The following is a 13,767-nucleotide window of genomic DNA, read 5'->3' as shown; positions in this document are numbered from 1 at the left end:
TCCGTATTCCGATGATGCCAGACACCGCACGGCACGGCCCACTGGGCCTGCGAGAGAAAGGCACCCACTCATGAGCGACTTCACGTCCGCCGCCGGCGGCAACGACTCCCCCACCCCGGTCGTCTCCGTCAGGCCGGTCACCCTGGCAGCCCCCGACCGCAGCCAGGACCTGCAGGTACGGGTCACCGCGCCGACGACCGGCCAGGACCTGCCCGTCGTCCTCTTCTCCCACGGCATGACCCTGACCATGGACGACTACGCGCCGCTGGTCGACCACTGGGCCGCCCACGGGTTCGTCGTCGTCCAGCCCACCCATCTCGACTCGCTGGGCCTGCCCCCCGACGACCCGCGCACCCCTCTCGTCTGGCGTATCCGCACCGACGACCTGACCGGCATCCTGGACCAGCTCGACACCGTCGAGGCCGGCGTTCCCGGGCTGGCCGGTCGCGTCGACCACGACCGCATCGCGGTCGCCGGCCATTCCTGGGGCGCACAGACCGCCAGCACTCTCGCGGGCGCCCGAGTGGTCGACACTGACGGCACGCCCGGTGAGACCATGACCGACTCCCGGGTGAAGGCGGCGGTACTGCTCTGCCTGCCCGGTACCGGTGGCGCGGACCTGAGCCCGCTCGCCGCCCAGTACTTCCCGTTCATGAGCCCCGACTTCACCGAACTGAAGACGCCCAGCCTCATGGTCGCCGGCGACCATGACCAGTCTCCGCTGACGGTGCGGGGTCCGGACTGGTTCACCGACGGCTACCGCCTCAGCCCCGGTGCCACCGATCTCCTCACCCTCTTCGGCGCGGAACACGGGCTCGGCGGCATCCAGGGAGCCAACGACACCCGCACCACCGACGAAAGCCCCGAGCGAGTGGCGGCCGTCCAGCAGGCCACCCTGGCCTACCTCCGCACCGCCCTCGGCATCGACGAGGACGCGTGGCCTGCGACCCGCCGGGCTCTGGCCGCTTCCGCCGACCCGCTGGCACGCATCGACTCGAAGTGAGCGGACCCAGTGCGCCCTACCCGGCCGGGGGCGCACGCCGGATTGCCCGCTCCTCGGATTGCCCGCTCCTTCACCGCCCCCTCTCCGCCAAGTCCACCGCCGTCGTCCGAACCGAGGAACCACCGATGCCCAGGACCCACCCACCGATCGACCCCGAACTCGCCGAGGTGCTGACGGTCGTCCACCAACATCTGCCTCCGACCATCACCGCCGAGGACATCGAGGGGCTGCGGGCGAATCCCGTGTTCGCGGTCCCGGACGAGGCCCTGACGCGCGACGGGACCGTCCAGCTGGAGAACCTGTCCGCCCCCGGCCCCTCGGGTGCCCCGGAGATCTCGCTGCTCGTTCTCAGGCCGGTGGGCCTGGCGGTGGGCGCCCCCGTCTTCTACCACATCCACGGCGGCGGCATGATCATCGGCAACAGCCGCGGCGTCGGCAGCGTGCTGGACTGGGCCGTCGACAACGGCGCCATCGTGGTGTCGGTGGAGTACCGCCTGGCGCCCGAGCACCCCGACCCGGCGCCGATCGAGGACTGCTACGAGGGTCTGCTGTGGACCCACAGACTCGCCGCGGAGATCGGCGGCGACCCGGACCGCATCATCGTCACCGGGACGAGTGCCGGCGGCGGGCTCGCGGCCGGCGTGGCGCTCCTCGCCCGCGACCGCGGCGGCCCCCCGCTCCTGGGCCAGGTGCTCATGTGCCCGATGCTCGACGACCGACTGATCACGCCCAGCAGCCGGGAACTCGACGGCGAGGGCATCTGGGACGCCACCAGCAACATGACCGGCTGGAACGCGCTGCTGGGCGAGCGGAGAGGCGGCAGTGACGTCAGCGTCTACGCGGCGCCCGCGAGGGCGACCGACCTGAGCGGCCTGCCCCCCGCCTTCGTCGACGTCGGCTCGGTCGAGACCTTCCGCGACGAGGACATCGACTACGCCGCTCGGCTGCTGCAGGCCGGCGTGCAGACCGAGTTGCACGTCTGGCCGGGGGGCTTCCACGGTTTCGACGGCATGGCGCCCCAGGCGTCGCTTTCGCGGATCGCGTCGGAGACCCGGGCCGCCTGGGTCCGGCGGCTCCTGACCGCCGGCTGACGTCCAGCAGCGGAGCGGCGTCACACCAACGAGCGATCACCAGGCCGAGGGAACGTCAGCTCCCCTCTCCCGCCCCTAGGCGTCGGCGCCGAGTACGCCCTTCAGCTCGTCTACGGCCTCGTCGACGAGCTGGGGCAGTTCCCGGTCCGGGCACTCGCCCCAGTACTCGAACGCGACCCTGAACGCGGCGAGCATCGCCTCCGCGGTGACGCGCGCGACGCGTTCCTCGGTCCCGCGTGCGCTCAGCGCGCCGGCGACGGTCTCGGCGACCGAGGCGAACGCCATCAGTTCACGCTCGCGCAGCTCAGGGGTGGCGTTGAACAGTCTCCGTCGATCCTGTGCCTCCTCCCGGCGCATCTGCAGGGCGGCAGCCGCGATGTTCATCCCCGAGGCGGCGGCCTTGGCCGGGGGCCAGGCGGCCGGGGCCGCCGTGACGGCCTTCGCGACGCGTTCCTTGAGCTCGTCCATGCCGACGAACAGCACATCGCGCTTGTCCAGGAAGTGGCGGAAGAAGGTGCGGGTGGTCAGGCCGGCATGCCGGGTGATCTGCGCCACGGTGGTCTGGTCGAACCCCTGCTCAAGGTAGAGCTCGATGGCGGCCCGCTCCAGCCGACCGCGGGTGTCCGGCTCCCAACGTCCCATCTGCGACTCCTCACCTCCGCCGCCGTCCGCCGCCCCATCCCTCAGGGTGCGCCGACGCCGCTACGACACTCGATGTCACATTCTAGGGGCGGCCGGACCTTTTCCCTAACCGGTGGCCGGCCCGGCGAGGCCGGCGAGGAGGCTGGTCGCCCGACACCTCAGCGTTCAGGCGGCTTTCTCGCGGATGAGATGACATCAAGTGTCATCGCGGCTAGAGTGATGACATCAGATGTCGTCGCACCGGCTCGCCGGTGCCTGCGGCTGCCCACGGACTCGGTACGGCCATGGCCTGCCAGTCAGTCGGAAAGGGAGTCTCCCCATGCGTGTTTTCGTGACCGGCGCGACCGGATTCATCGGTACCCCCCTCGTGCAGGACCTGTTGGCCAACGGGCACGAGGTACTCGGCATGGCTCATACGGACGAGGGCGCCGCGAAGCTGGCGGCGGCGGGCGCCGCGGTGCACCGCGGCAGCCTGGCGGACCCCGACAGCCTGCGGAAGGGCGCGGCCCAGGCAGACGGCGTGATCCACCTGGCCTATCTCCACAGCATGGGGAACATGCCGTTCGGCACCAGGCTGGGGATCCTGCTGGGCGGCAGCCCGCGCGGGATCACCGGCCGGTTCGGCGCAGCGGGGGCGGGGGCGGACCGCAAGGCGATCGACACCTTCGGATCCGTCCTCGCGGCCACCGGCGGACCCCTGGTCGTGGCGTTCCCGACGTTGACCCTCGCCGCCGGCTCCCTCGTCACCGAGCGCGAGGCGCCGGACCCGACCTCACCCGGCGCGGCCCGCATCGGCTCGGAGACGGCGGCACTGGCCCTGGCCGCGCGGGGAGTGCGGGCGTCGGTCGTGCGGATTCCGCCGACGGTGCACGGCGACGGGGACAAGGCCATGGTTCCGCGGCTGATCACCGCGGCCCGCAAGAAGAACGTGGCCGGCTATGTGGGCCAGGGTGCGAACCGCTGGCCCGCCGCGCACAAGGAGGACGTGGCGCGACTGTTCCGGCTGGCGCTGGAGGAGGGCGCGGCCGGGTCGAGGTATCACGCGGTGGCGGAGGAGGGCGTGCCGATGCGCTCGATCGCGGAGGTCATCGCCAAGCGCCTGAACGTGCCGACCCGGTCGCTGACGAAGGAGGAATCGGCCGGCCACTTCGGCTGGCTCGCGGCCTTCGCGGCCCGGGACAACCACGTCTCGAGCGAGCTGACACGCAAGGAACTGGGCTGGCGCCCGGCCGGCCCCGACCTGCTCACCGACCTGGACCGGCCCGAGTACTTCACCGAGCGCTGAACCGCGATCGGCGGCCTGCGGCCCACGCCACCCCGCCGCCAGGAGCCTCGACAGGCGAAACCGAGAGGAAGCGTGCACCGAATGACAGAACCGGCGACCGCCACGAGCACGGACGGCCCGTTCCGTGTGGACGTGGTCGGAGACATCACCATCGAGTGGGACCTGGGAATCACGGCTGACGACGGAAACGTGCTGCGCGCCGATGTCTTCCGCCCCACCGAGCCCGGGAACCACCCCGTCGTGCTCACCTACGGCCCCTACGGGAAAGGCAGGCCGTTCCGGGAGTACCAGGCCGAGTCGTACCGGGCGATGGTCGCCATGCATCCGGAGATCACCGAGGGCACGGACGGCGAGTACCAGGTGTTCGAACTCGTCGATCCAGGCAAGTGGGTGCCCGACGGCTACGCCCTGGTCCGCGTCGACTCCCGGGGCGCGGGCCGCTCGCCCGGCCTGCTCGACCCGCTCTCCGAGCGCGAGATCCGCGACCTGTACGACTGCATCGAATGGGCGGGCGACCAGCCGTGGAGCAACGGCAAGGTGGGCCTCAACGGCATCTCGTACTTCTCGATGAACGCCTGGCGGGTCGCCGCCCTCCGACCGCCGCACCTGGCCGCGGTCGTCGTCTGGGAGGGCGCCGCCGACTGGTACCGCGACGTCACCCACCACGGCGGCATCCATTCGGTATTCGAGAACTCCTGGTACGGCGCGATCAGCGGGGGCGCACAGCACGGCCTGGGCGAGCGGGCGGGGCGCGACCCCTGGACCGGACGGCCGGTCTGCGGTGACGAGACCCTCGACGCGCGAGAGCTCGCCGCGAACCGGGTGGATCTGCCGGCCGTGGACAGGAGCCATCCCCTGATCGACGACCACCACCGTGGACGCACCGCCGATCTGTCGCAGATCCGCGTGCCGCTGCTCTCCGCGGGCAACTGGGGAGGCCTCGGCCTCCACCTGCGCGGCAACACGCGCGGCTTCGAGCTCGCCGGGTCCGAGGAGAAGTGGCTCACGATGCACGACGAGACGCATTTCTCGCTCTTCTACGCCGACTACGGCGTGGAGCTGCAGAAGCGCTTCCTCGGTCACTTCCTCAAGGGCGAGGACAACGGCTGGGAAGAGCAGCCCCGCGTGCACCTGCGGACCCGTCACGCCGACGGGCAGGTCGGCGAGCGCACGTCGAGCGGCTGGCCACTGCCCGAGACGCGCTGGACCCGGCTCCACCTCGACGCCGCCGACGGCACGATGGCCACCACCCCTGCCTCAAGCAGCTCCCACGTCTCCTACACCGGTACTGAGGGCCGCACAGGATTCAGCTATGTGCTCCCCCACGACATCGAGCTCGCCGGACCAGTGGGGGCGAAGCTGTTCGTCGAGCCCTCCACCACCGACACCGACCTGTTCCTCGTACTGCGGGCGTTCAGGCCGGACGGCACCGAGATCACGTACGCCGGTGCCAACGACCCGCACGTGCCGATCAGCCAGGGGTGGCTGCGTGCCTCGCACCGCGTGCTCGACCCGGAGCAGTCGCGGCCGTTCCTGCCTGTGCACCCGCACGACCGGGTCGAACCACTGGAACCGGGCGCGGTGTACGAGGTGGACGTCGAGATCCTGCCGACCAGCCTGAACCTGCCGGCCGGCTACCGGCTCACCCTCGACGTGCAGGCGCATGACTACGTCTCTCCCTCCGCCCTCGCACAGGCCCGGGAACACCCCGGCCCGCGGGCGGCGTTCACCGGCTCCGGCCCCTTCCTCCACAACGACCCGGCCGACAGGCCCGAGGAGATCTACGCCGGCACCGTCACCCTCCACACCGGACCGGAGTGCCCCTCCCACGTGATCCTCCCGGTCATCCCCGCCTGACCCGCGCAGACCGGCGCGGATCAGGCGACTTGGAAGGAACGCTTGGAGAGTCCGAACCGGTAGCCCTCGATCCGAGTCCGTACGGGTGCCTCGGCGTCGGTCGCGGCCCCGAGGGTGACGAACATCGGGGTGTAGTGCTCAACGGTGGGATGGGCGAAGTGCACTGCGGGGGCGAGAGCGCGGTAGTCGGCCAGGGTGTCGATGTCGCCTCGGGCGAGGGCGCCGGCCGCCCAGGCGTCGAACTCGGCCGACCAGGACGGCACGACGTTGTGCACGAACTGGTCCCGAGTGAGGAAGGGAACCCCGTGGGTCATATAACCCGACCCGATCACGAGCACGCCTTCCTCGCGCAGGGGCCGCAGGCGACGGCCGATGTCCATCAGCCGGGCCGGGTCGTGGGTGGGCGAGGACATCTGCAGGACCGGTACGTCGCCGTAGGGGTACATGGTCTTCAACGGCACCCAGGCGCCGTGGTCCAGGCCGCGGCTGGTGTGCTGGTGGACCGGTTCGCCGTCCGGCATCAGGGCCGCGACCCGGGCGGCCAGCGCGCCGGCGTCCGGCGTCTCGTAGGTCATCCGGAAGTACCGCTCGGCGAAGCCCCCGAAGTCGTAGACCAATGGCGTCCTCGGACCCGACGCCGACAGGGTGAGCGGAGCGGATTCCCAGTGGGCGCTGACGATCAGGATCGCCGTCGGCTTGGGCAGCGCCAGCGACCAGCCGATCAGCTCGCTCATCCATAGCGCGTCCTCGAACAGCGCCGGGGAGCCATGGCTGAGGTAGAGGGCGGGCATCGGGCCATCGGCCGGCGTCCAACGACGCTGATCGCGACTGGCGGGAGCCTCCTCGCTCATGAACCGGTGGTAGACGGCCGCGGAATCGGCAGCAGCATTCATTACGGGACCTCGATACGGGGTTCGGGGAGGTGGACTTCGGTGCCGAGGAGGCGTGGGCGAAGCGTTCACGGTGCGGGGGAAGCGGCGGGTCCGGCGGCGGGACGCAGGACGAAGTCGGAGGTGAGGGTGCGGTAGGGCCGGTCGAGGCCGCGGGCGTGGTGGTCGTCGTGACGGGTGGCCGCCTTGACCGCGCCGGCCGGGACGGGGCCTTCGATGGTGCTGGTGACCAGCGGGTCGCCGTCGAAGTAGATCTGGGTGGTCAGGGGCAGGCACCCGTCGGCGGAGACGATGGCGTGGATGTGCAGCGGGCGCAGGCCTTGCAGCCGGAGCGCCGGGTCAGCGTGGCCAGCGGGCGCCGCGAACCCCTGGAAGCGGTCGGGGTGGCGGCGCACGGCGGCGGCGATCGCGTCGTTCGTGGGCCCCTGCAGGGCGACCGCCTCCGCTGTGTCCAGGTTCTGCAGCCCCGGCGTGGTGAGTGAGGGACAGCACGGACACGTCGATCCCGGCGTCGTCCATCGCGGCTGTGCGTTCGCTGTCGAGGTCCAGCAGTGCCGGCGTGATCTCACTGGCGACGGCCCATTTCGTCATCGGCTCGGCGAGCCGGGGGTCGTGCCGCCTCCACGCGGCGATCACGTCGGCGGTGACGAAGTGCTCTTCGAGCCCGTAGAGCCGCATCAGGGCTCAGCTCCGGACGGACTTGAGCGCGCCGGCCCAGGACTCCAGCTGGCCGAACAGGACGGAAGCCTGGTCCTCGTAGACCGGGGAGGGCCTGAACACCGAGAAGTCCTCGAAGTCGGTGAGCAAGGAGAAGGAGAGCTGCTGGCGGACGTGGGCCAGTTGCAGCTCGCTCGAGATCGCCCGCAGGTGCTCGATCGCCCGCGTACCGCCGAGCGAGCCGTACGACACGAAGGCGGCGGCCTTGTTGTTCCACTCCGAGTAGAGGTAGTCGATGGCGTTCTTCAGCACCCCCGAGGTCGAGTGGTTGTACTCCGGGGTGACGAAGATGTACCCGTCGAACTCCTTGATCCGGGCGGACCAGGCCCTCGTGTGCTCGCCCTCGTAGGCGCCCCGGCTCGCCGGCACGGCCTCGTCCAGATGCGGCAGCGGGTGGTCGAGCAGGTCGACCAGCTCGTACTCGGCGTCGGCGCGCTCCTTGGCCCTGGTCAGCACCCAGTTCGCCACCGCTTCGCCGTTACGCCCGGGGCGGGTGCTGCCGAGGATGACGGCTATCTTCAGGCTGCTCATGGACGGTCCTTCCGATCGGGACGGAGCCTCGCTCGAATCCTCACTTGAATCTTCAAGTCCGAACGTAGTCGGCTTCACATGAAAGTTCAAGTGATGATGGACGGGTAGACTTCCCGCATGTCTGCCGCCGGAAAGTCCGAGGTGCGCGAGCCGCGCTGGCTCGACGGCGACCAGCTGGCGGCCTGGCGCGGGTTCATGAGACTCCTCCAACAGCTGCCGGCGGCGCTGGAATCGCAGCTCCAGCAGGACGCGAAGCTCAGCTTCATCGAGTACCACGTGCTGGCGCACCTGTCCGACCAGCCCGGGCGCCGCATGAGAATGAGCGAACTCGCGGTCCTGGCCAACACGGAGCTGTCCCGCCTGTCCCACATGGTCGGCCGGCTGGAGAAGCGCGGGTTCCTGCGCCGCGAGCCCGACCCGCACAACGGGCGCTATACGCAAGCCATCCTGACCGAAGCCGGCTACGCCTACCTGGCGGGCGCGGCACCAGGACATGTGGCCCGGGTGCGCGAGGTGTTCGTCGACGTCCTCACCCCGGACGAACTGCGGACGCTGCACCGGATCTCCGACAAGGTGCTCGCCCGCATCGAGGACCCGCAGGGTTGAACCACGGGCGGCTGCGCTCGCTCCGCTGCGGTACCGGTGGCCCCCTGCTCAGCCCCTCAGCTGCTCATCTGCTCAGCGGCGATACGCAGTCGTTGCGATATCTACGAACGAGCGGATCAACGGGTTGTCGTCGCCCTCGTTCCAGGCGGCCACCACCCGGCTCGGGGGCATGTCGGTCAGCGGCACCGCGACCAGTTGCGCGGGCAACCACGCGGGCAGCTCATGTCCGAGCGGGGCCAGCCCGACCGTGCCGTTCCACAGCACGGCCTGGAGGCATTCCTGGACGACGCGCACCATCGGCCCCTCGCGCGGCTCGCCGCCGTTCCAGTACGCCTGCCAGATCGGGTCGGTCCCGCGCGGGAACTGGAACCAGCGGCGGTCGGCCAGGTCTGCCAGCCGCAGCCGGTCGCGACCAGCGAGCGGATCGTCGCCGCGCAGGATCACGCCCACCGGATCGGTCCGCAGCTCACGCACCGTCAGGGCGGTCTCGTCGAAGGGCGCCCGAGTGAGCGCGACGTCGACCTCGCCGGCGCGCAGCCCGCAGGTCGGGTCGGTCAGATCCGTGTCGCGGACCCGGATCTCGATGCCGGGATGCCGGCGGCGATAGGCGGCGGCCAGCCTGCTCGCCCCCGCGTCGCCGCTGTCCCCCAGGACGCCGACCGTGAGCCCCGCGGCCCCGGCCGCCGCGGACACCCGCGCACGGAGCCGGTCCGCCCGGCCGAGGAGGGCCCTCGCCTCCTCGAGAAGCACCGCGCCCACCGGGGTGAGCGTGACGCCGACCGACGAGCGGACGAAGAGCAGGGCGCCGACCTCGGCCTCCAGCCGCTTGATCGCCCGGCTCAGCGGCGGCTGGCTGATATGCAGCCGGGTGGCGGCCCGGCCGAAGTGGAGTTCCTCGGCCACCGCCACGAAGTAGCGCAGGGTGCGCAATTCAGGCTCCACTCTGCAAGGATACCCACTGGGTATCGAACTCGCGGAAAGAGTCTTGGACACTCGCCGGCCCCTGGCGGTGCACTTGGGGCATGACCGACGAACCGAACCCCGATGAACCGAACAGCGACGCACCGCAGGCCGACCCCGCCGTATCGGTGGTCGGTCCCGACGGCGGCGAGTCGATCGTCCTGGGCAGCACCCGGATGCGCATCCTGGAAGACGGGACCCGTACCGGGCACCGCATCGGCATGGCCGAGTCCGTCCTGGCCCCGCACACCCCGGGACCGCCGCAGCACCGCCACGCCCGGCACGACGAGGGCTTCTACATCGTCTCCGGAACGGTGCGGTTCACCGTCGGGGAAGCGGACTACGACGCCACCCCCGGCACCCTCGTGATGGTTCCGCCCGGCGTCCCGCACACCTTCGCCAACCGGACCGACCGGCCCGCCGTGATGCTCAGTACCTTCACCCCGGACCTGTACGTCCAGTACTTCCGAGACCTGCGGGACGTGATGGCCGACGGCCGGCCGCCGACGCCTGAGCAGAGCCTCGCGGTGATGAGGCGCTACGCGACCGAGCCCGCGGGATCGCCGAAAGCAGCGGAGTCATGAGCCTCGCCTACGGGACCATCGCCGCACTGCTCGCCCTCTTCTACCTCTACGCGGGCGCGATGAAGGCGGTCCGCAGCCGAGACCGGCTCCGCCCGATGATGGCCTGGGTCGACCGGGTACCGCTGCCCGCCGTCAGAGCGCTGGGCGCGGTCGAGATGCTCGGCGCGGCCGGACTCGTCCTGCCGCCCCTGACCGGCATCGTCCCCCGCCTCGCCACGGCCGCGGCGATCGGGCTCCTGCTGCTGCAGGTCGGCGCGATCGCCGTGCACCTCACCGGCGCGGACCGCCGGATCGCACTCAACCTCGGGCTGCTGGCCGCTGCCGCCCTCCTCGTCTGGCCGGCCACCCCTTGGCCGTGAGCGGGCACCGCGCCCGGACCCGTCCGCGAGGGCGGGCAGAGCGGCTTCGGCCGCTTGGGCGTCCCGGCGGGAGGCGGACACGTAGGTGACCAGCAGCACGAGCAGCAGCGCCGAAGCGGCGCTGGTCGCGGCGGTCCCGAAGCCCAGTCCGCCGTTCGCGTGCGACCTGCTGAGATAGTCGGCGAAGGTGGCCCCGAGGGGGCGGGTGACGATATAGGCGGACCAGAACCCGGTGATCGCGTTCAGCCCGAGGTACCGCCAGGCGACCGCGGGGATCAGGATGAGGACGCCGAAGAGGACGCCCGAGGGCAGGTATCCCAGATGCAGCACCGCGGGCATGAAGTCGCCCAGCGCGGTGCCCAGGGCGAAGGTCGCGAAGACGGTCCCCCAGTAGTACCGCTCACGACGCCGGGTGGTGATGCTGTGGATCGACAGCGTTCCCTCGCTGCGCTGCCATCGCCACAGGACCAGCGCGAGCACGGCCGCCCACAGTGCGACCGTCCCGGTGTACGGGATCCCGAGCAGGACGTGCAGCGCGTCGGCGGCGCCGGTGCCGAATACCGCGATCGCCATGGCCAGAAACCAGTAGGCCGCGGCCACATAGCGGCGGGCGCGGAACTGGACGGCCAGGGCGGCGAGGATCAGGAGCACCTCGACCACCGCTCCGAGGGCCATGTCGACTCCGGTCAGCAGGTAGTCCGAGGTCACCTCGCCCATGAAGGTCGTGACGAGCTTGAGCACCCAGAACAGGGCGGTGATCTCCGGAACCTTGGCCGCGATCGGTGGATACGCGGTCCGCTCACGTACGGGCAGAGCCATTCGGCCTCCTTCGAAGTCGGGTCCCGGCCAGGATGCCGGGACCCGACTTACCAGGTACTTTCAGCGCTCTGTGGCCGCCTGCCCGTCAGATGTCTTCCAGGCGGCGCGAGTTCGTCCGCGGGCCGAGGGCCGCGACAGCGATCGCCAGGACCACCAGCAGTGCAGCGCAGGTGGCATAGAGCGCGGTGGCACCGAGCGCACCGAGGAGGCTGAGCGCCGCGAACGGCAGGACGGCGGAGACCAGGCGGGAGACGGCGTAGCCGTTGCCCAGGGCCGTGTTGCGCACGGCGGTCGGGAACAGTTCCGCCTCGTAGGCCCGGGACACCGTGGAGTGCAGCACACTGAACACCGACATCAGCCCGCCCGCGGCGAGGACCAGTGGCGTCGCCGTGGCCATCCCGAAGGCGCAGCCGGCCGCGGCCGTCAGCAGGGTGGAGAGGATGGTCAGGGTGCGGCGCTGGATGAGCTCGCTCAGCGGAAGGAGCAGCAGGGTGCCCAGCGGGTAGCCGAGGGCGGTCAGCGCCGTGTAGCCGAGGGAGTGGACCACACCGAACCCCTTGGCCATGAGCACGAGTGGGGCGATGGACGCGAATCCGTAGAACCCGATCGGGTCGAGCAGCTGCATGATGAAGAGGAGCAGGGTCCGGCGGATCAGCGGCGGGGACAGCAGACGCGGGATCTCGGGCCGCTCTGTGGGCTGCTCTGCGGACTGCCGTCCGCCGGGGTGGTCCCCCGAGCCCGGACGGGCCGCCGCCGCCTCGGCGCTCGCGGGCGCCGGCCGTTCTCCGGCCTGGATCGCGTACTGCTCCTCGATCCGCGCCACCCCGTCCAACGCCTCGGCGGTTCGGCCGCGTTCGGCGAGCCAGCGTGGGGACTCCGGGAGCCGGCGGCAGAGCCTCCAGACGAGAACCGCGCCCAACGCGTTCAGCAGCGTGATCCACCGCCAGCTGGACAGGCCCGCGAGGCTGTGCGGCAGGAGCGCGGCCAGGACGCCAGCGATCGGCACCGCCAGCATGCCGAGGGCGTAGCTGCGCACCATCAGCCGGCCGCGCCGGGCGGCCGGCATGAGTTCGGCCAGATAGGTGTCCACCAAGGTGAGTTCGGCCCCCAGGCCGGCCCCGACCAGGAGCCGTAGCACGATCAACGCCGTGGCGGACGGCGCCGCCGCGCAGGCCAGGGCCGGTACGGCGTAGCCGATCAGGTTGACCCGGAACATCCAGCGCCTGCCGAACCGGTCCGCGTAGCGGGACAGCAGCAGGGCGCCGAGCATCTCTCCGGCGAAGGGCGCGCCGATGATCAGCGACTTGTCCAGGGTGGTGGCCGTCCAGGGCGCCGGCAGCAGCGGCATCAGCACCGTGCCCAGCGCCACCTCGAAGAAGTTGAAGAAGGATGCCAGCCCGACCACCCCGATGACGCGGCGGTGCCAGCGCCCCACCGGAAGGGCGTCCAGTCGGAGGGACACCAGCCGCACCGCGGCGGACGGGATCGGCCCGGAACCCGGTGCGGGCAGGGCTGCGGAAGCTTCCTCGGTCACGCGAGCCACCTCGTGGCCTTCCTGTGCGGTTGCGGGTCGGTCGGGGCCCGGTCAGTGCCCGGTCGGGGCCGGGCCGAGGCCCGGTCAGTGCCAGGTCAGAGCCCGGTCAGTGCCGGACGCGGCGCAGCGCGAGCAGTGCGTCGACACTGAACTCGGCCGAGCGCGACCAGGCGACGAGTTCCTCCTCGTCCGCGCGGATCAGCTCGGCCTTGTCGAGGATGCCGGGCAAGGCCGCATCGGGGATGTGGAGGACCCCGTGCTCGTCGCCGTGGACGAGGTCGCCCGGCCGGACGGTGAGCCCCGCCACCGTGGCCTCGCCTCCCACCTCGATGAGGCGCATATGGGCGCGGGCCACACACAGCCCCCGGGCGTACACCGGATAGGGCAGGCCGCGCAGTTCGCCGATGTCGCGGACCCGGCCGTCGGTGACCACTCCGCCGACCCCCAGCGCCGCCAGCAGACTGCCGTTGACCTCGCCCAGGAACGCCCCGGCGCCCGGCGGCTCGTCGCAGTCCTGCAGGACCACGACCACCGGCCCCTCGCTCTCCGTGATCGCCCGGTGCAGCCGGGAGACCGGCACGCCGTCCTCCCCCGCCTCCCTGGCCGCCATCCGGGCCGTGACCACCCGGCCCACCATCGGGGGCGCCGCAGCCGCACCGGGCGCCGGGGCCGACGGGCCCCCGGGCCCGGTGATCCGGTGTATCGAGCCATCGGTGTGTCCGGTGCCGGGGTCGCGCAGGCGCAGGCTGTCCAGGGCGTTGCTGAGCGCCGGGGTGTCCCAGGCGGCCAGTGCCCCGATCCGGTCGGTGCTCACACTCGTCACGGTGACGTCTCCCTCCGATGGTTCCGATACTTCCGGTCCTTCCGGTCCCTCTGGTCCTTCCGGGCT

The 13,767-nt window shown here is 71.3% G+C and carries 14 protein-coding genes and 1 pseudogene; 7 read left to right on the top strand and 8 right to left on the bottom strand.

Annotation, left to right across the window (positions count from 1 at the left end):
* The first annotated feature begins 70 nt into the window (after nt 1–70).
* Both BS73_RS03745 and BS73_RS03740 read left to right on the top strand, forming a co-directional pair.
* Nucleotides 71–1,003 carry an alpha/beta hydrolase family protein gene (locus BS73_RS03745; RefSeq protein ID WP_037569148.1) on the top strand — a complete coding sequence of 311 codons (933 nt, stop codon included), beginning with the start codon at nt 71–73 and terminating at the stop codon, nt 1,001–1,003.
* 125 nt (nt 1,004–1,128) lie between these two features.
* Entirely contained in the window at nt 1,129–2,094 is a 966-nt protein-coding gene (locus BS73_RS03740; RefSeq protein WP_037569147.1) for an alpha/beta hydrolase, read from the top strand.
* Between the two features lie 75 nt (nt 2,095–2,169).
* Here BS73_RS03740 and BS73_RS03735 read toward each other — a convergent pair whose 3' ends face one another.
* Entirely contained in the window at nt 2,170–2,736 is a 567-nt protein-coding gene (locus tag BS73_RS03735; protein WP_037569144.1) for a TetR family transcriptional regulator, read from the bottom strand.
* 319 nt (nt 2,737–3,055) lie between these two features.
* On the opposite strand from BS73_RS03735, the gene BS73_RS03730 reads away from it, so the two are divergent.
* Nucleotides 3,056–4,021 (top strand): SDR family oxidoreductase, encoded by a 966-nt coding sequence (locus BS73_RS03730; RefSeq protein ID WP_037569143.1) that lies wholly within the window; start codon nt 3,056–3,058, stop codon nt 4,019–4,021.
* Nucleotides 4,022–4,102: 81 nt separating this feature from the next.
* On the top strand, nt 4,103–5,878 hold the full coding sequence (locus BS73_RS03725; protein ID WP_200886622.1) for a CocE/NonD family hydrolase: 1,776 nt from the start codon (nt 4,103–4,105) through the stop codon (nt 5,876–5,878).
* A gap of 20 nt (nt 5,879–5,898) precedes the next feature.
* Here the strand turns inward: BS73_RS03725 and BS73_RS03720 are convergent, their stop codons facing one another.
* The 3 genes from BS73_RS03720 to BS73_RS03705 form a co-directional block, all read right to left on the bottom strand.
* Nucleotides 5,899–6,669 (bottom strand): dioxygenase family protein, encoded by a 771-nt coding sequence (locus tag BS73_RS03720; protein WP_152617494.1) that lies wholly within the window; start codon nt 6,667–6,669, stop codon nt 5,899–5,901.
* Between the two features lie 167 nt (nt 6,670–6,836).
* Nucleotides 6,837–7,163 (bottom strand): dioxygenase family protein, encoded by a 327-nt coding sequence (locus BS73_RS38625; protein WP_037569125.1) that lies wholly within the window; start codon nt 7,161–7,163, stop codon nt 6,837–6,839.
* 289 nt (nt 7,164–7,452) lie between these two features.
* Nucleotides 7,453–8,016 (bottom strand): NADPH-dependent FMN reductase, encoded by a 564-nt coding sequence (locus tag BS73_RS03705; RefSeq protein WP_037569120.1) that lies wholly within the window; start codon nt 8,014–8,016, stop codon nt 7,453–7,455.
* A gap of 117 nt (nt 8,017–8,133) precedes the next feature.
* Between BS73_RS03705 and BS73_RS03700 the strand changes: the two genes are divergently transcribed.
* On the top strand, nt 8,134–8,622 hold the full coding sequence (locus BS73_RS03700) for a MarR family winged helix-turn-helix transcriptional regulator (protein ID WP_037569118.1): 489 nt from the start codon (nt 8,134–8,136) through the stop codon (nt 8,620–8,622).
* Between the two features lie 72 nt (nt 8,623–8,694).
* On the opposite strand, the gene BS73_RS03695 is transcribed toward BS73_RS03700, so the two are convergent.
* Nucleotides 8,695–9,543: a LysR family transcriptional regulator gene (locus tag BS73_RS03695; RefSeq protein ID WP_037569734.1), complete on the bottom strand. Its 849-nt coding sequence runs from the start codon at nt 9,541–9,543 to the stop codon at nt 8,695–8,697.
* A 101-nt stretch (nt 9,544–9,644) separates the two neighbouring features.
* Between BS73_RS03695 and BS73_RS03690 the strand changes: the two genes are divergently transcribed.
* Nucleotides 9,645–10,166 carry a cupin domain-containing protein gene (locus tag BS73_RS03690; protein WP_037569116.1) on the top strand — a complete coding sequence of 174 codons (522 nt, stop codon included), beginning with the start codon at nt 9,645–9,647 and terminating at the stop codon, nt 10,164–10,166.
* Nucleotides 10,163–10,525, top strand: coding sequence for a DoxX family protein (locus tag BS73_RS35785; RefSeq protein WP_084703783.1), 363 nt, complete (start codon nt 10,163–10,165; stop codon nt 10,523–10,525). The genes BS73_RS03690 and BS73_RS35785 overlap by 4 nt, the downstream gene beginning before the upstream one ends.
* A 75-nt stretch (nt 10,526–10,600) precedes the next feature.
* On the opposite strand, the pseudogene BS73_RS35780 reads toward BS73_RS35785, so the two are convergent.
* The 3 genes and pseudogenes from BS73_RS35780 to BS73_RS34385 form a co-directional block, all read right to left on the bottom strand.
* Nucleotides 10,601–11,344, bottom strand: a pseudogene (locus BS73_RS35780) (COG4705 family protein); the annotation flags it as partial.
* Nucleotides 11,345–11,429: 85 nt separating this feature from the next.
* Nucleotides 11,430–12,878 (bottom strand): MFS transporter, encoded by a 1,449-nt coding sequence (locus BS73_RS03680; protein WP_235215269.1) that lies wholly within the window; start codon nt 12,876–12,878, stop codon nt 11,430–11,432.
* 106 nt (nt 12,879–12,984) lie between these two features.
* Nucleotides 12,985–13,701, bottom strand: a complete 717-nt coding sequence (locus BS73_RS34385; RefSeq protein WP_161789632.1) for an RraA family protein — start codon at nt 13,699–13,701, stop codon at nt 12,985–12,987.
* Nucleotides 13,702–13,767: the final 66 nt, after the last annotated feature.

Source organism: Phaeacidiphilus oryzae TH49 (assembly GCF_000744815.1).
Taxonomy (GTDB): domain Bacteria; phylum Actinomycetota; class Actinomycetes; order Streptomycetales; family Streptomycetaceae; genus Phaeacidiphilus; species Phaeacidiphilus oryzae.
The sequence above is the reverse complement of the archived record's forward strand: the minus strand, read 5'-3'. Positions and strand labels throughout refer to the sequence as shown.